This is a genomic window from Clostridium sp. Marseille-Q7071, assembly GCF_965112025.1.
This window is the reverse complement of record NZ_CBCOPR010000001.1, coordinates 1936974-1956792: the sequence shown is the minus strand read 5'-3', so window position 1 is coordinate 1956792 and position 19819 is coordinate 1936974. Positions and strand designations below refer to the sequence as shown.

General features: G+C 27.7%; 22 protein-coding genes. 10 read left to right on the top strand and 12 right to left on the bottom strand.

What is annotated here, in order from left to right; all coding sequences use genetic code 11:
* Nucleotides 1-18 precede the first annotated feature (18 nt).
* Nucleotides 19-546 carry an NfeD family protein gene (locus ACWPW7_RS09065; protein WP_291562808.1) on the bottom strand — a complete coding sequence of 176 codons (528 nt, stop codon included), beginning with the start codon at nt 544-546 and terminating at the stop codon, nt 19-21.
* A gap of 144 nt (nt 547-690) precedes the next feature.
* Here ACWPW7_RS09065 and ACWPW7_RS09060 point away from each other — a divergent pair, with 144 nt between their 5' ends.
* Nucleotides 691-927: a hypothetical protein gene (locus tag ACWPW7_RS09060; protein WP_454053265.1), complete on the top strand. Its 237-nt coding sequence runs from the start codon at nt 691-693 to the stop codon at nt 925-927.
* Between the two features lie 476 nt (nt 928-1403).
* Nucleotides 1404-3317: a YgiQ family radical SAM protein gene (locus tag ACWPW7_RS09055; RefSeq protein ID WP_454053264.1), complete on the top strand. Its 1914-nt coding sequence runs from the start codon at nt 1404-1406 to the stop codon at nt 3315-3317.
* A gap of 316 nt (nt 3318-3633) precedes the next feature.
* Here the strand turns inward: ACWPW7_RS09055 and ACWPW7_RS09050 are convergent, their stop codons facing one another.
* The 3 genes from ACWPW7_RS09050 to ACWPW7_RS09040 form a co-directional block, all read right to left on the bottom strand.
* The gene (locus ACWPW7_RS09050; RefSeq protein WP_454053263.1) at nt 3634-4272 is read right to left on the bottom strand and encodes a hypothetical protein; all 639 of its coding nucleotides are present in this window, start codon (nt 4270-4272) and stop codon (nt 3634-3636) included.
* A gap of 73 nt (nt 4273-4345) precedes the next feature.
* Nucleotides 4346-5251, bottom strand: coding sequence for a YegS/Rv2252/BmrU family lipid kinase (locus ACWPW7_RS09045; protein ID WP_454053262.1), 906 nt, complete (start codon nt 5249-5251; stop codon nt 4346-4348).
* A 469-nt stretch (nt 5252-5720) separates the two neighbouring features.
* On the bottom strand, nt 5721-6149 hold the full coding sequence (locus ACWPW7_RS09040; RefSeq protein WP_454053261.1) for a CBS domain-containing protein: 429 nt from the start codon (nt 6147-6149) through the stop codon (nt 5721-5723).
* 224 nt (nt 6150-6373) lie between these two features.
* On the opposite strand from ACWPW7_RS09040, the gene pssA reads away from it, so the two are divergent.
* Nucleotides 6374-6886, top strand: a complete 513-nt coding sequence (gene pssA, locus ACWPW7_RS09035; RefSeq protein ID WP_039634007.1) for a CDP-diacylglycerol--serine O-phosphatidyltransferase — start codon at nt 6374-6376, stop codon at nt 6884-6886.
* Nucleotides 6887-7034: 148 nt separating this feature from the next.
* Here the strand turns inward: pssA and ACWPW7_RS09030 are convergent, their stop codons facing one another.
* The 5 genes from ACWPW7_RS09030 to ACWPW7_RS09010 all read right to left on the bottom strand — a co-directional run bounded on the left by ACWPW7_RS09030 (nt 7035) and on the right by ACWPW7_RS09010 (nt 12238).
* A complete protein-coding gene (locus tag ACWPW7_RS09030) occupies nt 7035-7364 on the bottom strand; it encodes a hypothetical protein (protein ID WP_291562826.1) in 330 nt (109 codons plus the stop codon).
* Nucleotides 7365-7431: 67 nt separating this feature from the next.
* Nucleotides 7432-8520, bottom strand: coding sequence for a calcium/proton exchanger (cax, locus tag ACWPW7_RS09025; protein ID WP_454053260.1), 1089 nt, complete (start codon nt 8518-8520; stop codon nt 7432-7434).
* Nucleotides 8521-8810: 290 nt separating this feature from the next.
* A complete protein-coding gene (sdaAA, locus tag ACWPW7_RS09020; protein WP_454053259.1) occupies nt 8811-9698 on the bottom strand; it encodes an L-serine ammonia-lyase, iron-sulfur-dependent, subunit alpha in 888 nt (295 codons plus the stop codon).
* Between the two features lie 3 nt (nt 9699-9701).
* Nucleotides 9702-10385 (bottom strand): L-serine ammonia-lyase, iron-sulfur-dependent subunit beta, encoded by a 684-nt coding sequence (gene sdaAB, locus ACWPW7_RS09015; protein ID WP_454053258.1) that lies wholly within the window; start codon nt 10383-10385, stop codon nt 9702-9704.
* Between the two features lie 194 nt (nt 10386-10579).
* Nucleotides 10580-12238, bottom strand: coding sequence for a nucleoside kinase (locus ACWPW7_RS09010; protein ID WP_454053257.1), 1659 nt, complete (start codon nt 12236-12238; stop codon nt 10580-10582).
* Nucleotides 12239-12356: 118 nt separating this feature from the next.
* On the opposite strand from ACWPW7_RS09010, the gene ACWPW7_RS09005 reads away from it, so the two are divergent.
* The 3 genes from ACWPW7_RS09005 to fba all read left to right on the top strand — a co-directional run bounded on the left by ACWPW7_RS09005 (nt 12357) and on the right by fba (nt 14525).
* A complete protein-coding gene (locus ACWPW7_RS09005) occupies nt 12357-13040 on the top strand; it encodes a DUF421 domain-containing protein (RefSeq protein ID WP_454053256.1) in 684 nt (227 codons plus the stop codon).
* 20 nt (nt 13041-13060) lie between these two features.
* The gene (locus ACWPW7_RS09000; RefSeq protein ID WP_454053255.1) at nt 13061-13441 is read left to right on the top strand and encodes a DUF4363 family protein; all 381 of its coding nucleotides are present in this window, start codon (nt 13061-13063) and stop codon (nt 13439-13441) included.
* Between the two features lie 133 nt (nt 13442-13574).
* The gene (gene fba / locus ACWPW7_RS08995; protein WP_454053254.1) at nt 13575-14525 is read left to right on the top strand and encodes a class II fructose-1,6-bisphosphate aldolase; all 951 of its coding nucleotides are present in this window, start codon (nt 13575-13577) and stop codon (nt 14523-14525) included.
* Nucleotides 14526-14584: 59 nt separating this feature from the next.
* Here fba and ACWPW7_RS08990 read toward each other — a convergent pair whose 3' ends face one another.
* Nucleotides 14585-14710, bottom strand: a complete 126-nt coding sequence (locus ACWPW7_RS08990) for a hypothetical protein (protein WP_454053253.1) — start codon at nt 14708-14710, stop codon at nt 14585-14587.
* A gap of 165 nt (nt 14711-14875) precedes the next feature.
* Here ACWPW7_RS08990 and ACWPW7_RS08985 point away from each other — a divergent pair, with 165 nt between their 5' ends.
* Nucleotides 14876-15208 carry a hypothetical protein gene (locus tag ACWPW7_RS08985; protein ID WP_312578588.1) on the top strand — a complete coding sequence of 111 codons (333 nt, stop codon included), beginning with the start codon at nt 14876-14878 and terminating at the stop codon, nt 15206-15208.
* 314 nt (nt 15209-15522) lie between these two features.
* On the opposite strand, the gene ACWPW7_RS08980 is transcribed toward ACWPW7_RS08985, so the two are convergent.
* A complete protein-coding gene (locus tag ACWPW7_RS08980; RefSeq protein ID WP_454053252.1) occupies nt 15523-15759 on the bottom strand; it encodes a hypothetical protein in 237 nt (78 codons plus the stop codon).
* Nucleotides 15760-16327: 568 nt separating this feature from the next.
* Nucleotides 16328-17365 (bottom strand): nucleoid-associated protein, encoded by a 1038-nt coding sequence (locus ACWPW7_RS08975; RefSeq protein ID WP_454053251.1) that lies wholly within the window; start codon nt 17363-17365, stop codon nt 16328-16330.
* Nucleotides 17366-17775: 410 nt separating this feature from the next.
* On the opposite strand from ACWPW7_RS08975, the gene ACWPW7_RS08970 reads away from it, so the two are divergent.
* The 3 genes from ACWPW7_RS08970 to ACWPW7_RS08960 are packed head-to-tail and all read left to right on the top strand — an operon-like array spanning nt 17776 to nt 19788.
* Nucleotides 17776-18330, top strand: coding sequence for a class IV adenylate cyclase (locus ACWPW7_RS08970; RefSeq protein ID WP_454053250.1), 555 nt, complete (start codon nt 17776-17778; stop codon nt 18328-18330).
* A complete protein-coding gene (locus ACWPW7_RS08965; protein ID WP_454053249.1) occupies nt 18330-19208 on the top strand; it encodes a DUF5685 family protein in 879 nt (292 codons plus the stop codon). Before ACWPW7_RS08970 ends, ACWPW7_RS08965 begins: the two co-directional genes overlap by 1 nt.
* Nucleotides 19192-19788: a J domain-containing protein gene (locus tag ACWPW7_RS08960; protein ID WP_454053248.1), complete on the top strand. Its 597-nt coding sequence runs from the start codon at nt 19192-19194 to the stop codon at nt 19786-19788. The genes ACWPW7_RS08965 and ACWPW7_RS08960 overlap by 17 nt, the downstream gene beginning before the upstream one ends.
* Nucleotides 19789-19819: the final 31 nt, after the last annotated feature.

Sequence of the window (19819 nt, the reverse complement as noted above, 5' to 3'; positions counted from 1 at the left end):
TCCTTTATATTAATAATTTTATAATTTTTCCACATAAAATACCTGATTTTCAATTTTTTTTATACATACTAGAGTATTTACATCTAATTGCTTTAAGTTTATTTCTTTAGCTGGTGAAGTCATTTTAACTCCATTATATACATAAGATATTCGTCCAAAACCATTTTCATATATTGTTGTAGTAACTACTGCCTTTTCGCCAATTAAGTTTTCTGTCTTCATATCAAAGCTTCCTTCTATTTTCTTAAGTGGCTTTATTATAAATTTATTAATAATTTTAGATGTTGCTAATCCTAAAGCTATAGATATCGCTAATGTATAATACCATTTGAAATGCTTTTCACTTAAATACATACCACAACCACTAAAAACCGTTAAAAAAGCCATTATACAAGTTCCATTAATATGCATAATATTTGCTAATAAATCGTTGGGTAAATCTGCTCCTTCTAGATTAAACCCATCGAAAATTCCTCCTAATATAAACATAAGACCTACATATAAAATACAAAATATAAATCCTTTTTTATATATTTCAAATGCCATTCACATCACCCTTCTAAAATATTACATAATAATATCAATTTGAGTTTATAACATAGCCTTATATAAATATCCATACATAATTTTCTCAATACATCCCATACTAAAATAAGAAATCAAAATCTTAAAGTAAAGGAGTGATATATAATGAATAAAGAAAGAGAAAAATTTGATGTAAGTAATCCTAAAGGTGTACCTTATGTTAAAATGAAAATTGATGATTATGTAGATCCTAATTTAACTAATCTTAGTCAAAATAAGGATTTAAAGGATGAAATTTCCAATACTGGTCTTCCAACTAAAGGTCAAGTTAATAATGTCAATACTTCTATTCAAGATTTAGTTGAAGGATTAAATTATGAATACGATGATCCTAGAAAGTAATTAAAATGTGATTTTCCATAATAACTATAACTTTAAAAAAGTAATAGTTCATATTTTAAAAATAACTAGTCATTATGACATAAATGTTTTCTCATATTTGACTAGTTATTTTATTTTATTATTTTGTTACAAAATCACATTTTATAACTTCAAATTTTAAGTAAAAAATATATTTTTATGTTTATTTTTTATTTCATTAATATAATTAACTCTACTATGAAAACTAATTCTACCTTTAAACCAAAATTCCTTCATATTTGTAGTATATTACCATTATATGATTGATTTTCCTTTGGTTATCCTCATTTTAGATAATTTATAAGAATATATTGTTATTCATATTTTTTAATACTTGTGTTAATATTAGGCTATGTTTTAAATTTCACTTGAAATTTAAATATTTTTTATATTTTATAATAAATTATTAACGAAAGATAATTATTAATAGATTATACTATCTCTATGGAGGAATTTATATGAAATTAAATACAGAATTTTTACCTATAAATAAAGAAGATATGAAAAAGCGGAATATAGAACAGTTAGATTTCGTTATTATCACTGGTGATGCTTACATAGACCATCCTTCCTTTGGTACAGCCATTATAGGAAGAGTTTTAGAAAGTGAAGGATATACTGTTGGAATAATAGCTCAACCTAATTGGAATAATGTTGATGATTTTAAAAGATTAGGAGAACCTAAATATGGTTTTTTAATAAACTCTGGTAATATTGATTCTATGGTTAATCATTACACTGCTTTTAAGAAAAGAAGAAGTGATGATCTATACTCTCCTGGTGGGAAATCAGGATATAGGCCAAATAGAGCAGTTATTGTTTACAGTAATAGAGCAAGAGAAGCCTATAAAAATGTTCCAATAATTATTGGTGGTATTGAAGCTAGTCTTAGGAGATTTGCTCACTATGACTATTGGGATGATAAGGTTAGAAAAAGTATTCTCATGGATTCTAAGGCAGATTTATTAATATATGGTATGGGCGAAAGACCTATATTAGAAGTGGCTAAATTTTTAAGCTATGGAAGTTCTGTAGAAAGATTACATCATGTAAGAGGCACATCTTATATAACTAAAGACATTTCCAATATTAAAGATTACATTCTACTTCCTTCTTTTGAAGAAGTTTCTACAAATAAAAAAGCCTATGCTAAAAGCTATAAGCTCTATTCAAAAGAGCAGGATTCTATATGGGGAAAAACTTTAATTGAACCCTATGGTGATAGATATGTGGTACAAACCCCTCCTCAACATCCACTAACAGAAGAACAAATGGATAAAGTTTATAATCTTCCATATACAAGAACCTATCATCCAATTTATGAGCCTATGGGAGGAATTCCTGCATTACAAGAGGTTAAATTTTCAATTACAAGCCATAGAGGTTGCTTTGGAAGTTGTTCTTTTTGCGCTCTAACATATCACCAAGGAAGAGTAATACAAAATAGAAGTCAGCAATCTATAATAGATGAAGCTAAACTTTTAACTGAAGATAGTAATTTTAAAGGGTATATTCACGATATTGGCGGACCTACTGCTAATTTTAGACATAGAGCTTGTAAAAAACAACTGAAACATGGAGTATGTAAAGATAGACAATGTATGTTCCCTACTCCTTGCAAAAATTTAATTGCAGATCATAGCGAATATTTAAGTCTTTTAAGAAAGGTAAGAGCTCTTCCTAAAATAAAAAAAGTATTTATTCGTTCTGGTATACGCTACGATTATTTAATGGAGGATAAAAACACAAATTTTTTTCATGAGCTTTGTGAACATCATATCAGTGGACAACTTAAAGTTGCCCCAGAACATATAAGTGATAAAGTATTATCACAAATGGGTAAACCTAAAAAGCAGGTTTATGATAGTTTTAAAAAGAAGTATGCAGACATAAATAAAAAATTAGGGAAAAATCAATTTGTAGTTCCATATTTAATGTCTAGTCATCCTGGTAGTGATATAAACGCAGCTATTGAGCTTGCAGAATATATTAAAACTATGGGACATATGCCAGAACAAGTACAGGATTTCTATCCAACACCTGGAAGTCTTTCAACTACTATATATTACACTGGTATAAACCCTATAACTGAAAAAGAGATTTATGTACCTAAAGAACATAAAGAAAAAAGTATGCAAAGGGCACTTCTACAGTTTCAAAATCCTGAGAATCATACCTTAGTTAAAAATGCACTAATTAAAGCAAATAGAAGTGACTTAATTGGATTTGGATCAAATTGTTTGATTGCTCCTAGACCTATAAAAAAGCAAGGTTATCAAGGTAAAAATAAAGTGAAAGAGCAAGATGTGAGTAAAAAATCTTATAAAAATAAAAAAAGCTTAAAATCATCAAAAGGCTCAAAAAAATTGTAACAATCTTTTAGACATTTTTAAAAGTATTAGCGAGTATTCTTTTTAATTAGACTATAAGCTTAAAAAAAGAGAAAAATATAAAGAAAGCATTTAACATATAGGATTTATTTATTAAAATTTGTCATTAAAATTTTATTTAAAATGTGCATCCTAAATTTAAAAGACTAAATATTTAAGTTATCTCTATTTTATTATCTGAAAAATAAAAAACATTAAAATTTCATTGCTGATAGCAATGAAATTTTAATATTTTCTTTAATTTAAAGAGAAAAGAAGCCATTTTTTCAGATGATTTTAAAAATTATTTTGAGAAGACTCATTTTTTATAATTTTGTCTAAATTTTTTTAGTCCATAAACCATAGTTATTACCCATAATATCTCACCAACTAACTTTACTCCAAAAAATCTCATATCTACTATTGTTAAAAGTACTGAAGCAAGTGTCAATAAGGAAGATATTAATATTAATAATGAGCCTAACTTATTTGAATATTTATATCCATAAGCTCTAATCCCCATAACAAAATATATTGTATTTATTATACACAATATTAAATACATATTATAATCTTTTCCAAGTATTATAGTATATCCATATAATTCTGATAAAGTTGTTTTTATTGGTGCTTTTACTGCTATAAATAAATAAATCACTAAAAATATGGTACTTATAAAGTAAAAATAGTTAAGTTTAATCTTATCATTCCTAGAAAAAATATAAATACATATAAATCCTATTATTGGCAAATAAACTATTTCTAAAAACATTATTGGCTTTAATAAGTATATATATAAAGGTCTTTGATTTAAATATAAGAGTAAAAGTGAAATATATCTTAATACTACTAGAATTAAGGCCATTACTGTTATATGCTTTATTTTCTCAGGTGCATAACTTATAGAAGTAGTAATTCCCTCATAGATTAGCATTATCATTCCCAATATGCATGCCAAATAAATATATCCTACCAAGTTATCGTCTCCATTTCACTTATTCTTAGTAATATATATTTATTATTTTAATTAATTATGACAAATAATTACATTCCCTAAGATATCCTAATACTTTAATTGCTCTTCTTTCACATTTTATATAAAGAGGGAAATCTGGCCCTTTTTCTCCATCAATATCTGTTACTATATCTTCATCACATTCAATAATTAATTCATCTGTTTTAAAGCATAGCACACCGTCCATATCATAAATATCTCTTTTGGTAGCTATTATAAATAAATTATTTAAAGCATTTTTTATTACATCACTTTTTATAACAATTACATCTAAAAGTCCATCATCAGCTTCAGACTTTTGTGCTAATTTTATATTCCCTGCAGTTTTACCATTAAAAACTAATAGTGCATACATGAGTCCATCATAGTTAACCTTAGGAGAAGTTATTTTCACTTTAAGTTTTCTTATATTGGGAATTTGTTCTAAGCCCTTAATATAATATGCTAATTTTCCCATGGTATTCTTCATATTAGTATCAGTTTTCTGAGATACATCAGTAAAAATACCTGTACTTGCCACATTTACAAAGTATTTATCATTTATTTTTCCTAAATCTAAGTATTTAACTTTGCTTTCTAATATTTGTCTTAACGCCTTTTCTATATCCTGCGGCATTCCCATAATATTTTTTGCAAAATCATTAGCTGTTCCTACTGGTAATACTGCTATTGGTAAATCTATATTTCTTTTTTTCATATGATTCACTACAGAATCAATAGTACCATCCCCACCTGCAATTAATATATATTTAAAATTATCATTTATACCTATAAATCCATCTTCTATACTTTTATTTCTCTCTATCCTATAAGGTTCTACAAAAAAGCCATATTCTTGGTGTATTTTTATAACCTTGTCTAAATCATCTATAATTGCATTTTCACCTGAATAAGGATTGTATATAAACTTAACCTTTTTCATGACTTTCCTCCTAACTAAAAAATAACACATTATTTAATAATTGTAACCTCTATAGTATTTTTAGACAAGGTATTTTCAATGGATTTATAGTTCACAGTTCATTATATTAAGTCTCTGAAAAAAATAACAGTTCAAAGATATTAGTCTATTTTATCCATGTGAAATAAAATAACTAGTCATATATTTTGCATTAGATAAGGAGATGAATTTCAACGATAACCCAGCTATCATGAAGTTCTGACAGCTCAGTATGCTAAAAAATATACAAACATAGCGACTAGTTATTTTTTGAATATGTATATACTAGACATGAAGTTAACTTTCTATCATAGTAATACTCCACTGAAATTCTAACAAAATAATATTTACAAAATAGAGTAACATACTGATTTGTTTTTAGATATCTTAATATTTTATTTGGTATAAATTTTTGAATTTAGTAGAAAATTTATTGATTGTTCTAAACCTTTTAAAAAGAAGGGCTACATGGAGTAGATATTTCTTTTAAAGTTTCACCAATCTCTTCTTTTGGAATTTTTTCAACTGCTAAATCTCCTAATGATACTATTCCTTTTACTTCTTCATTATCTTTTACTATTATTCTTCTAATTTGTCTTTCACTCATAACTCGAGCAGCTTCCGTTACAGCTTCATCACTATTCAAGCATACAGGATTAGATGTCATTACCTCTCTAATAGTAGTGCTTTGCAAATTTTTTTCATCCGCTATTGCTCTAACTACAATATCCCTATCAGTAATTATTCCTATTACCTTGTCATTATCATAAACTGGAACTGCACCAATATTATATTCTTTCATCATTTTTGCAGCCTTATTTATTGACTCATTACTGTCTATTTTTAAAATTTCTTTAGTCATAATGTCATTAATTTTCATAATATCACCTCTATCATATTTTACCCACTTATTAATCTGAATATTTACATTTTCATGTTTTATTAGGGAAAACTTATAAAATTATTATAATTTCATTAAGAAAGCGCCTAATACTCTTATATTAATTATCAAACTATAGTATAATAATCATTGTCTTTATAGTCTATTTATACTAAATTCATAGCAATATTAATAGAAATTTGTTAATGACGAGAGGTGATATCATGCAAAAATCATCTATACCAAATTCACTTACATTTGGTAATTTAATTTGTGGAGTTTTATCAATTCAATTTACAATGCAACAAAATTTTAAAGTAGCAGCTGCATTAATACTTCTTGCCGGTGTATTAGATCGATATGATGGTACTGTTGCAAGACTTCTAGGTGTCTCAAGCCCTCTTGGTAAAGAACTCGACTCACTAGCGGACTTAGTATCTTTTGGTGTTGCACCTTCAATGTTAATATTTACGCTTTATAGATTATCAAATTTAGGATTTATTGGATATAGTACACTTATAATATTCCCTGTAGCTGGAGCTTTTAGATTAGCACGTTATAATAGTTCAGAATTTAATAATGTATTTACAGGAATTCCTATAACTATTGCAGGCAGCATTATGGCTATATATGCCATTTTTACAGAAAATATGCAGCCTAGAGTTACTGTAACTGTTATACTTATGTTAGTTTTTTCTTACCTTATGGTTAGTAAACTACAAATTAAAAAAAGATAATTAAGAAAAGTGGTGACTAAATGTTACCACTTTTCCATTTATAGTATATACTTAATAAAAAACTCACCGATATTTGTGAATTTCTATTTTTCAACTTTTCTCATATTTATCTTTAATTTCTTGACAATAAATGATTCAGCCTCTCTAACTATCCATTAAACTTTAGATCTTCTTCAATTTCTGCTTGAATATATTGAGTGTTAAGTGTATTCTTAACTACATTAGTTTTTATCTTAGTATAACAAGTACAATCATGAGTTGCACAATCTAATGCCTCTATAACATCATCTATTATTTTGCCTAGATCATCTGCTCTTTTTAATGCATGTTTAACATCACTTTTCTTAGCAAGTGCTATTCTATTAAGTTCATCTGCTCCCCCTACTAATAATCTATATGATCCTACTAGTTTCTCCAATAAAAATACTAAGTTATTTACATCTTTATAGTAAGTTTCAATTACCCTTCTATGTCCCACTTTATCACCATAATTTATTGATTATAATTTAATATATTAATTTTAAAAGGCTTTTATGCACTTAACTTTAACCTAGATAATAATAAGCTATTGTTATTATTAGATAGGTTACAGTTAGTACTCCCCCCTCAAGCCAATAGGTTTTACCATCTTGAAATACAAAGTAAGACATAGCCACAGCAATGATAAGCATTATAATTTGAAAAGTGGAAAATACTAAAGTCATATTCAATCCCATAATTGCAGAAGAAATTATTAATAATGGAGTTACAAACAACGCTATTTGTATACTTGACCCTATTGCCGTTTCAAGACTACAATCTATCTTATTATCTACAGCACAAACTATACTTGTAGCATTTTCTCCAAAACTACCTAAAAGTGGAATCAATATAATTCCTATAAATTCTTGAGAAATATTATAATTTTTAACTATGTTATTCACGTTAAAAATTAGTTTTTCACTAACAAAATATAATAAACTAGAAATTATAGCCATACTAATCAGTATTATAAAAGCTTCTTTTCCAAATTTTTTATAATCACTATTCTCTCTCTCCTTAGTAATTACAAATAAATTTCTATGAGTATATAAAGAGAAAACAAGTCCCAATATATATATTCCAACTAATAAACAAGAAACAATTACGCTGACCGATACCATTTTAGAACCATTTATTACTCCGTATCTATTTAATGATGATATTATTATAATTGATGATATGGCTAAAAGTAGCAAATGAAAATTTGTTCTAGCTATCATTTTACTAAATTTTTGTTCTTTAAACTGTATCCCTCCAAAAAAAACAGCAAGTCCAAGTCCTAAAAGCATGTTAGTTATAACAGCACCCATAAGCCCTGCTTTAGCCATGTCTATCATTCCATATTTAATTGACCATAATCCCATCATAAGCTCAGGAATATTTCCCACTGTAGCTGCTAATAATCCCCCTTTTTTCTCACCTATATACTCGGTCATATTCGAAGTTTGGTTTCCTAACATTATTGCTAAAGGTATCATTGCTATTGAATAAAGTACCGTATTTAAAATACTAGAGGAGGTGTTTATAAATAATAATATTAAAGAAAATATTATAGGTAATACAAATTTAAAAAATATTGTCATGTTTATTGTTTTCCCATGTTTTGCTTCCATTTTATCCTCCTTAGACTTTTTCCTATTTCTACTTTATTCAAATGCTGACAAAAGGTGACTTGTAAATTTAATTCACAAGTCACAGTGCACAATTCACAATTATGGATATTTCTCAGCAAAAGCTGAGAAATTTAAAATTGGTCCTGTAGCGGCGAACAGTGTTTGCCATATAACTAGCAGTATAAAATTGCTAATCAAAAAATAATTTCCTCCTTAATTGTCAATTCTCCATTATTTTAATCTGTGCATTAAAATAGCCTGTTGGAAACCAACAGGCATTATGTACTAAATTAATTATTCTCTTTTAATACTTGTTTTCTTAATCTTAATCCACAAGGAGTTGTTGCAAGTCCCCCCATAGCTGTTTCTCTTAAAGAACTTGGCAATTCACGACCAACTTTATACATTGCAGCTATACAATCATCAAAAGGAATTTTGCTTTTAACTCCTGCCATAACTAATTCTGCAGTAGTTAACGCACTAACTGCACCAGCTATATTTCTTTTAGCACAAGGAATTTCAACTAGTCCAGCAATTGGATCGCAAACTAACCCCTCTACATTTTTAATTACTATTGCTGCAGCATCAAAAGCCATATTAGGAGTTCCTCCCATCATTTCTACTACTGCTGCTGCTCCCATTGCAGCGGCACTTCCACATTCCGCTTGACATCCGCCTTCTGCTCCTGATAATGTAGCATTCTTAGCTATAAGAATTCCAACTCCTGCTGCAGCATATAATGCCATTATTAACTCTTCTTCTGTTTTATTGAGCTTATCTCCTGCTGTTGTTATAACTCCTGGAATTATACCACAACTTCCAGCAGTAGGTGCAGCAACTACTTTTCCCATAGCTGCATTTACTTCTGAAGTAGAAAGTGCTCTTGCCATAGCAGTTATCATTGTTTCTCCACATAGTGTATTATCTTTATTCTTCTCTAAATACTTCCTTATTTTAATAGCATCTCCACCGATTAATCCACTTACAGAAATAACTTCTTTTTCCATAGCTTCTCTAGAAGATTTTTTTATAACTTCTAGATTTCTTCTCATTTTTTCAATTACCTCCTGGCGAGTTAATCCAGTTGTCTCTATTTCTTCTCTTATTGTGTATTCAGCTATACTTATATTTTCTTTTTCACAAATCTCTATTAGTTCAACTGCATTGTTAACAAACATGGTCTATTCTCCTTCCTTAGGTGGTACTATCTGATCTACAGTTTTTATATTTTCTACTTCTTCTAACTTATGTATAATATTATCATTTACAATACTATCTATTTCAACTACCATTGAGGCTTCTGATCCTTTACCTTTTCTGTATACATTCATAGAGGCTATATTAACTTCTTCTTTATAAAGTACAGTGGTAACTTTATAAATTACTCCTGGTGTATCTAAATGGGTTATGATAAGTGTTGGATATTCTCCTGTAAATTTTAATCTTTGACCATCAACTTCAAAAATTTCTATGTTTCCCCCACCTATTGATGATCCTACAACATTAACTTCTAATCCCTCATTTGTAGTTAAAATAAATTTTACTGTATTAGGGTGAACATTGTCACCTAAATCTGCCTCTTCAAAAGAAAAATCTAATCCTTTTTCTCTTGCTATATCCATAGCATCTCTCAATCTTTCATCCATAGGATCCATTCCTAAAACTCCCGCCACTAGCGCTCTATCCGTTCCATGTCCTTTATAAGTTTTTGCAAAAGAACCATGTAATAAAAACTTTACTTTAATAATTTTTTCTCCTGCTATCTTAGCTGCTATTTTTGCTAGTCTAGCTGCTCCTGCAGTGTGCGAACTTGATGGACCAATCATAATAGGCCCTAAAATATCAAAAGCACTGTAATTCTTCATATATTTCCTCCTACATAATTCTGTAGTAATAAATTTTAAAAATTTACCTACTTTAAAGTTTTGTTGTAATATTTTATAAAGTACTTAATACTCAAAATAATTAATCAATTTAAAACATGCTTTAACTTAAAAATATTTTAAACTATAAAATTCAAAGGATATGCTAGGGCAAACCTAGCATTCATTTCTATATACTAATATTGATAAAAGCAACTACCTCCTATAAACTCTCTCATAAGTGAATTACTAGGTACTAACTCCTTATCAACTTCCTTGAAGAAGTTTAAAAAACTTATAAGCCTTCTCGCCTCATCATAAACTATGCTGTCTGGATGTACTTTACGAAGCTCTGTTAAAGCATACTTTTTTAGTATAGCAAGTTCATAAATTAAAGCAGAATTGAACATAACATCCGCATCTTCTTGAAATACAAAAATATTTTTTTCTTCGCCACGTCTAATTGAAGGCCACATTTTTAGGGTATCTTCCACTCCATAACCTCTTGAAAGGAAATCTCTTACAATCCTTCTTATCATCCTTACATCAGTGGTCGCTATTCTATTATGATCATCTAAATTAAGTTGTGTCAATGGGCTAATATAAATTTTAAATTTTCTATCTTTTATTATGGAAGAAGTTAGCATTTCATTAAGACCATGAATTCCTTCTACAATTAACACTCCCTTATGAGGAAGCTTCATTTTATGACCATTCCACTCTCTTTTACCTGTTTTAAAATTATACGTAGGAACCTCTACTTCTCCACCAGATAATAGTATTTGTAGATGATTATTAAACAGTTCTAGATCTAAGGCATGTATGGATTCAAAATCATATGCGCCAAACTCATCCATTGGTGTATCTTCTCTATTTACAAAGTAATCATCTAGTGAAATAGGTATCGGTATTAGGCCATTAACAGATAACTGAATACCTAATCTCTTAGAAAAAGTTGTTTTACCTGAGGAAGATGGTCCTGCAACTAACACAAGATTTACACTTTTGTTTTCACTTATTTTATCTGCAATATATGCAATTTTCTTTTCTTGCTGAGCTTCTGCTACTCTAATTAAATTAACAATATCTCCATTATCAATAATTTTATTTAATGCTCCAACATCTTCAATATTAATAGTCTCCCCCCACTTTTCAGCTTCATAAAATACTTTTGCAAGCTTTTTATGTTCTTCAAATTTAGGAATTTTAAAAGTTTCTTCTAATGTTGGAAATCTTAAAATATATCCTGGATCGTAATAAATTAAATCAAAGATTCTTAAAACACCTGTAGAATATGCCATTGGGCCATAAAAGTAATCGTATTGTCCATCTAATTCATATAAATTTACTTTTTCTAAATCTATTGAACTTAAAAGTCTTACTTTATCATCCATTCCATAGTTTTTAAAGATTTTAATTGCCTCTTCCTTCTGAAAACATTTCTTATTTATTTTAATATCTTTTTCTATAATTTCTTTCATCTTTTCTTTTATTAAATATATATCATCTATATCAAGTTTAGATTTTTTATAAATCTCTCCAAATAATCCTTTGCTCAAAGAGTGTCCAATAGTGATTTGAGCATCTTTAAATAGTTCTAAAGTTGCCTTAATAAGAACAAATTGAAGAGTTCTAATATAAGTCATCATTCCAAATTTATCTTTAATATCTACAATGTTAAATGTGGAATCTTCTTCTATAACTGAAGATAATTCACATAACTTTCCATTAACTCTTGCAAGTGCTATCGGTACATCTTTTTCTAAACTATAGTTTTTTACAACCTCATAGCAGCTAATTCCACTATTAACTTCGATAATGTACTCTTTCTCAAATTGTAATTTAATTTTTTTCATCTCAACACCTCAAAAATTGATTAATATTATTATATTTGCACTCCTATGAATTGTATCCTTTATTTTAATAATATTTTATTGAAAAATTGGAAGACTAAAACTATTAGGAGGTGAAATTATGTTCCTATTAGTAATAAGAACAATTATATTATATAGTTTTCTATTAATAATAATGCGACTTATGGGCAAACGTCAACTAGGACAATTGGAGCCTTTTGATTTAGTAACTGCATTAATGATTTCAGAGTTGGCTGCTCTTCCAATGGAAGATAATAGAATGCCACTTATTAGCTCTATGATTCCTATAACCACATTAGTTATTCTTCAAATAATTACTTCAATAATTCAGCTTAAAAGCGAAAAGGCGCGAACCTTACTAAATGGAGAGCCTAGTATATTAATTAAAGATGGCGAAGTTGATTTAAATGAACTTAGAAATCAAAGATTTAATCTAGATGATTTATTAGAAGAGTTACGGTTAAATGGATATTTCAATTTATCCGATATTCATTATGCTATATTAGAAACCAATGGAAACATATCCATAATGCCTAAAGAAGAAAATACTCCTATAACTCCAAAATTTTTAAATATAAGTGTACAAGAAAAATCTATGCCTATGATAATTATAAACGATGGCACCATAAATAAGCAAAACTTAGAAAAAGTAGGTAAAAATATGAAATGGGTCAAAAAACAACTTAGACAAAACAATATCGAATCTTATGAAGATGTATTTATAGGAATAGTTTATGAAGATGACAAATTCTTTTATCAGCTTAAAGAAAATAATGAAAAATAAACTTATAAAGAGGTAGAAAAATGAAAAAAGTTATATTGCCTTTTATGCTTTTTTTAGCCATGTTAGTAGGGCTTTATTATTCTACTAAATATACAAATAATACCTGTGATAAACTTTTAGAAATTGCTTATGAAACTGAATCATCCATTGCTTTTGAACAATGGGATAATGCATATATAAATTCTATGACATTACTTACTAGTTATGAAAAAGATATGTCTATAGTAACACTATTCTTAAATCATGAAGAGCTAGATATTATATATAATGAGGCTCTAAAATTAACTCAATACACTAAGGAAGAAGATAAAACTCATTCGCTATCCTCAATTCATCTTGTAAAATCTCTAATTGAAGGAATTAAAGAAGGTCAAAAGATAACTCTTCGTAATGTATTTTGATATATAACTTTAACATGTCAATTCTATAAATTTGTAAATAATCCTAATTTATATGGAAAATACTAATAGCATACATTATAATAAAGATAGTTATATTATTAAAAGGATTACGCTGAAAGGAAAGGTGAATTATATGGCACTTGTTACCACTAAAGAAATGTTTGATAAAGCCTTTAAAGGAAATTATGCTATTGGTGCTTTCAATATCAATAACATGGAGATTATACAAGGAATAGTAGACGGATGTAAAGCGCAAAATTCTGCTGTTATTCTTCAAGTTTCTTCAGGCGCTATGAAATATATGAGACCTTCTTACTTAAAAGCAATGATTGATGCTGCAGTAGAAGAATCTGGAATAGACATAGCTCTACACTTAGATCACGGTGATTCTTTAGAATTAGTAAAAAAATGTATAGATGTTGGATTTACTTCTGTTATGTTTGATGGTTCTCATTATGAATATGAAGAGAATGTTAAACTTACAAAGGAAGTAGTTGAATATGCTCATGCAAAAGGTGTAGTTGTTGAAGCAGAACTTGGAAAACTTGCTGGAGTTGAAGATGAAGTTAAAGTTGCTGCTCATGAAGCTACTTATACTGATCCAGACCAAGCAGCTGATTTTGTAAAAAGAACTGGCGTTGATTCCTTAGCTATTGCTATAGGAACAAGTCATGGTGCTTATAAATTTAAAGGTGAAGCAAAATTAGACTTTGATAGGCTAGAAACAATAACAAAAAAATTAGAAGAAGCTGGGATACATAACTTCCCAATAGTCCTTCATGGTGCTTCAGCTGTGGATCAAAATTATGTTGCTATGTGTAATGAAAATGGTGGAGATATAAAAGGAGCTAAAGGAGTTCCTGCTGAAATGTTAAGAAAAGCTTCATCAATGGCTGTTTGCAAAATTAATATGGATACAGATTTAAGACTTGCTATGACTGGTACAATAAGAAAAGTTATGGGTGATAAGCCAAGTGAGTTTGACCCAAGAAAATATCTTGGAGAAGCTAGAAAAAATATTCAAACACTAGTTGAAGATAAGATAACAAATGTTTTAGGTTGTCAAAATTCTATGAATAAATAAAAAAGCGTGGCTCATAGTAGCCACGTTTTTTAACGTACATATTAAAAATTAATTACAATTTACATAAGTAATACTAAGCTAGTTGCCATTACTAACATTCCTGCAAAAGTACCTCTCATGACATATTTATGCTCTCCATATTTTTCTACAGTAGGTATTATTTGATCTAAAGATATATAGACCATAATTCCTGCTACTATTCCAAATATAATTCCATAAGTATTAGTTACATTTTATTTCACAGAATATACTTTATCAATATTCTTTTAATTTTATATTTTAATGTAATATAAGTATTCCTCTATCAATATATTATAATGTATTTTTATTATGTTTTAAGAGGTATTGATATGGGTGAAATATACGATAACATTCTCAGTATTAGACCAATTGGTATATTAGAAAAAGATGGACTTGTTTATGACGCTTCACTTTTTGGTAATGTTGTTGGAAGAATAGATGAAGAAGGATTTATTTATAATCATACTATAAATACTCCTATTGGTAAGGTAGATACTAACGGATTAGTTTATGATTATAGCAAGGGGAATTTCCCTATAGGATATGTAGATAAAAATGGTTTTGTTTACGATAGTGCTTTTGGAGCAGAGCCTATAGGAAAGATACATGGTAATGATATATTTAAATCTGGAGCCGCCTATTTATTATTATTACGAGAGTAATAAATAGGTATCTAATATAAAAAATTAAAATATACGCTAGAAAATAAATTTTCTATAAAAGTGGGTTAATTCCTTAAAAATTGAAAATTAATAGTTAAGAATACGAATTTAGGATGAGATTCACTAAATGTTGATTTCTTAAAATAAAATTTGTTTAAAAAAACTCCAAAGGCTTTGTCATTGGAGTTTCAACTATAATTTTTTATCCTTAATCTTTAATTCACAGAAAAAATTTTTGTTTGTTATGGAAATCAAAATACTGTATAAATTAAATTTTCATCAACATTAAGACAAGACTATCATACATACTGATATTACTCAACCTCTATTGTCCAATATTCTCCACTTTCTAAAACTCCTTTTTCAATAATATTAGCATTAGTGCTTATATTTTCCTTTGAAAGTTTAAAAGTAGCATATTTATTCCCTTTGATATTAATTTCATAAATCATGTATTGTTCTTCTTGCATTATGGGAAAAAGTACAAATTTATCACTTTTCATTATAGAGCAAACTATGCTTTTTATTTCATTGTCGTTATAGCTTGACATTATGCCCCTCCTTAGTCAAAATAATTAAAATATTCTTAACAATTTAATTAGACATGATTACAATATTATCCTTTAAATCAATTATTATTTATTCATATAGCTTTTATAAGTAAATTTAATAAGTCATAGTCTAATTAACTTAAAAATTTTAATTAATCTAAAATTTTTACTAAATAATTCATAAATATTATTTTTTTGTAAACACATCCATATAAAGCTATATATTTATCACGTATATATGATATTCTTAAATGGAAACTAAATTTAGAGGAGTGATAATTATGTCCATAAGACATCTAGAATTAATAATTATTATTAAAAATACGCATAATTCTAGTTAATTTATTTTTTTATATACCTAATGTAATTTTAGGGTTTATTATTTTATATTTTGTTGATAAAATATTAACATAATAGATTTACTTTAATTTTATATTTAGATATTATCTAAATTTATATTTAAGTCAAGTTCAACGGTTTAGAGTCGCTAGAATTTTCTCTAGCGACTCTTGTATTTAAACATATTTATAATTATTATTAATAAATTTGTAATTATTATGTTTATTTATTATTTCTCTACATAATTCATGATATGCTTTATTATAATATTAATACTTCCATCACCATTACGTTTAATTTCAAATCTTTCAAAATCATGATAAGCTTCTTCTGATAAATATAAATCTATATCCTTGTCAATTTTTAATCTTATTCTTTTAAGCTTTTTCTCAACCCATTCTTTATCAATAGAAACCTTCTCTGCTACTCCTTGATCAGCAATAAAAGTTTTAAAGCTTTCTTTTCTTTCTGCATTATCATTGAAAATTTCCTCAGTTAACTCATTAACGTCAATATTATCCTCTTCTCTTAGTTTTTTCTTAATATGAGTTCTAATTTTCTCCTGTTCAGAAGCATTTTCAACTAGTGCATTTTGAGTCCATTTTTCTGCTGCTTTTACAAATGTTTTAGTCATGTCTCTTTCATTATCAATTATAGTGCATCCTAAATAACTATCTATAAAATAATTTGAGCCATAATCCTCATTATTTTTATTCTTACTTTGCTTATCAATTACCATAAGATCATATTCATTATCATCTCTAATTGCTCTTATAAAAGCACATTTCTGAATGCGCGAACTTGAAGAAGGTAATCCTGTAAATTGAGGAATTATATCAATTCCTACCTTATCATCTATATATTCAATAGTATGCATATAATTTTTTATATAATCCATTTTAAATATACCTAAAAACATTCCGTATTCTGTAGAAAAGCTAACGGTAATTAAATCACAGGAAGGAATATTGCCTTTGGATCTCATAAGTACAAACATCTGTCTTGCTAATTCTTTAGATACTCCTAAAATATTATTTTCTCCATTCAAAAATTCCTGGGACAAATCTTTAACTATGTTCCTCTCTTCATTAAAAATGGCATATTTTAACTCTTCATCTTTTAAACATCTTTGAATATGTTTTAAAAGAAAAGTATATATCTCCTCATTTAATTCTAGTGCAAATTCATTTAACACAGCTCCATCAGCATTGTTATCTAGTATATGAATCACTGCTTCAATTATATTTATTTCTTTAATGTAATCCAAATGTTAAACCTCCTCTAAGCGTTGACTAATTATTAAAATTGACCAAAAAATTTTTAAAATCCGTTCATCATCTATGAATGAATTTATCCTAATTGACAATTATCAATTGATTAATATAATTATATAACAATATATGATTTTTCTCCAAAGTAATTATTAAATATAAGGCATCTTCAAAAAATAATAGACCAGTATGTTAGCCCATTTTCCATCATACTGCGTTGTCAGAACCTGCCCATAGCACCACTATGAGCAGATTCTGACGCCTTGCCTGATATAAAATATACTAACATCTTTGGTTTATTATTTTCTTTCAAATGCCTAATTGGGTTAAAAATAAATTATAAACAAATTAAAATAAAGCTTAGGAAAAAAAATTATGATATAATTACCTAAAAGGAGTGAGTACCTTGAAAGAAATGGAAACTAGAATATTAGATATTAACGTAGAAGATATCCGAAAAAAAATGAAAGATATTAATGCATTAAAGGTTAAAGAAGAAAGCCAAGTTAATAATATATATGACTTTTCAGATAGAAGGCTATTAAACGCCAAAGGCTATGCTAGAATTAGAGTAGTAGATGATCATCTACATAATAAAACAATAAATTATATGACTACTAAAAAGCTTATAAGTCAAGAAAAATATAAGGTAATGGAAGAGCATGAAATTGAAATATTAGACTCCGTTGAAGGCTCTAATATTTTTAAAGCATTAGGTCTAGAATTAGTAGAATCTATTAAGAAATATAGAGAAAGTTATAAGTATAAGAATACTCTAATTGAAATAGATATTAATGATAAAAGCTTTTGTCCTTTTCCTTACGTAGAAATTGAATCCAGTAATGAAGATGAAATTATGGATGTAGTGAATCTATTGGGGTACACTATGAAAGATACTACTTCTAAAACTATTCATGAAATTTTAGAAGATAAAAATAAAGGAGCTTTAAAAGGACTATAATGTTTGGATATGTTACTCCCTGCAAAATGGAGCTTAAAGTAAAAGACTATGAAAAATTTAAAGCTTATTACTGTGGATTATGCTTAGCTATAAAAGAAACCTTTGGTCATATACCTAGACTTACTTTAAATTATGATATGACTTTTTTAGCTATACTTTTAGATGGACTTAATGAAGATACAATTCATTATGAAAAATCTAGCTGTATTGCACATCCATTAAATAAAAAACCTAAAGTAATTGATAATGATGCTTTAAAATATGCCGCTTTTTGTAATGTAGCTTTAACTTACTTTAAATTATTAGATAACTACAATGATAATAATTCTAAAATCAGTAAACTATTATCTAAATTTTTGAAAAAGTATATAAAAATTAGTGATGAACAAAAAAAAGAAATAATCGATTATATGAAAACTAAATTAGATTTATTAAGTAAAATGGAGAACTCTAAAGAATCTATAAATATAGATGAAATTTCTGATATATTTGCAGATTTAACTGGTTATATAATTTCTCAATATTATAAGCAAGAGGATAACACCGCTCTTTATTGGCTTGGATATAATTTAGGAAGATTTATATATTTAATTGATGCCTATGATGACTTAAAGGAAGATATGGAAAATCATAAATTTAATGCTATTGAAAGAGCTTTTAATAGCGAAAAGCTCACCTTTGAAGAATTTATAGAAACTATTAGAGAAAGAATTGAATTTAATCTAATATTAAGCGCTGAAAGCTGTGCGGCTTCTTTGGAGAATCTTCCATTAAAGAAAAATAAGGAGCTTTTAACCAACATTCTTCAGCTTGGCTTAATGGAAAAAATTGAAAGTATAAAGATTAAGGAGTGTAAAAAACATGAGAAATCCATATGAGGTACTTGGTGTAAGACAAGGTGCATCACAAGATGAAATAAAAAGAGCATATAGGGAACTAGCAAAGCAATATCACCCAGATCAATATGGTGATAATCCTTTAAAAGATTTAGCTGAAGAAAAGATGAGAGAAATAAATGATGCTTATGATGCTCTTACTAAAAATAATGGAAGTTCTAGTAACTATCAAAGTTATAGTGGAGGAGATAATAATTCTAACATTTATCAAAGTATAAGAATGGATTTAAATAAAGGAAACATAGGTGGCGCAGAGGCAAAGCTTAATTCCATATCAGATAGAACTGCGGAATGGTATTTTTTAATGGGCATGGTTAATTATAGAAAAGGTTGGTTTGATAATGCCTATAATTTAATTCATCAAGCTTGTAATATGGATCCAAATAATTTTGAATATAGACAGACTTTAAATAGTTTAAATCAAAGACAAAATTCTTATAGACAAACTTATTATGGAACACGAAAAGGTAGTGATAGTGAGTGCTGTGATCTTTGTTGTAAACTTTGGTGCGCAGATACTTGTTGTGAATGTATGGGTGGAGATTTAATTAGTTGCTTTTAATAATATAATTTACACTATGAAAAGTCATTTG

Excerpts from the sequence above, each read along its gene's own strand:
- ACWPW7_RS09065 (WP_291562808.1), bottom strand. The coding sequence starts at position 546 with ATGGCATTTGAAATATATAAAAAAGGATTTATATTTTGTATTTTATAT.
- ACWPW7_RS09060 (WP_454053265.1), top strand. The coding sequence starts at position 691 with ATGAATAAAGAAAGAGAAAAATTTGATGTAAGTAATCCTAAAGGTGTA.
- ACWPW7_RS09055 (WP_454053264.1), top strand. The coding sequence starts at position 1,404 with ATGAAATTAAATACAGAATTTTTACCTATAAATAAAGAAGATATGAAA.
- ACWPW7_RS09045 (WP_454053262.1), bottom strand. The coding sequence starts at position 5,251 with ATGAAAAAGGTTAAGTTTATATACAATCCTTATTCAGGTGAAAATGCA.
- ACWPW7_RS09040 (WP_454053261.1), bottom strand. The coding sequence starts at position 6,149 with ATGAAAATTAATGACATTATGACTAAAGAAATTTTAAAAATAGACAGT.
- pssA (WP_039634007.1), top strand. The coding sequence starts at position 6,374 with ATGCAAAAATCATCTATACCAAATTCACTTACATTTGGTAATTTAATT.
- cax (WP_454053260.1), bottom strand. The coding sequence starts at position 8,520 with ATGGAAGCAAAACATGGGAAAACAATAAACATGACAATATTTTTTAAA.
- sdaAA (WP_454053259.1), bottom strand. The coding sequence starts at position 9,698 with ATGTTTGTTAACAATGCAGTTGAACTAATAGAGATTTGTGAAAAAGAA.
- sdaAB (WP_454053258.1), bottom strand. The coding sequence starts at position 10,385 with ATGAAGAATTACAGTGCTTTTGATATTTTAGGGCCTATTATGATTGGT.
- ACWPW7_RS09010 (WP_454053257.1), bottom strand. The coding sequence starts at position 12,238 with ATGAAAAAAATTAAATTACAATTTGAGAAAGAGTACATTATCGAAGTT.
- ACWPW7_RS09005 (WP_454053256.1), top strand. The coding sequence starts at position 12,357 with ATGTTCCTATTAGTAATAAGAACAATTATATTATATAGTTTTCTATTA.
- ACWPW7_RS09000 (WP_454053255.1), top strand. The coding sequence starts at position 13,061 with ATGAAAAAAGTTATATTGCCTTTTATGCTTTTTTTAGCCATGTTAGTA.
- fba (WP_454053254.1), top strand. The coding sequence starts at position 13,575 with ATGGCACTTGTTACCACTAAAGAAATGTTTGATAAAGCCTTTAAAGGA.
- ACWPW7_RS08990 (WP_454053253.1), bottom strand. The coding sequence starts at position 14,710 with ATGGTCTATATATCTTTAGATCAAATAATACCTACTGTAGAAAAATAT.
- ACWPW7_RS08985 (WP_312578588.1), top strand. The coding sequence starts at position 14,876 with ATGGGTGAAATATACGATAACATTCTCAGTATTAGACCAATTGGTATA.
- ACWPW7_RS08980 (WP_454053252.1), bottom strand. The coding sequence starts at position 15,759 with ATGTCAAGCTATAACGACAATGAAATAAAAAGCATAGTTTGCTCTATA.
- ACWPW7_RS08965 (WP_454053249.1), top strand. The coding sequence starts at position 18,330 with ATGTTTGGATATGTTACTCCCTGCAAAATGGAGCTTAAAGTAAAAGAC.
- ACWPW7_RS08960 (WP_454053248.1), top strand. The coding sequence starts at position 19,192 with ATGAGAAATCCATATGAGGTACTTGGTGTAAGACAAGGTGCATCACAA.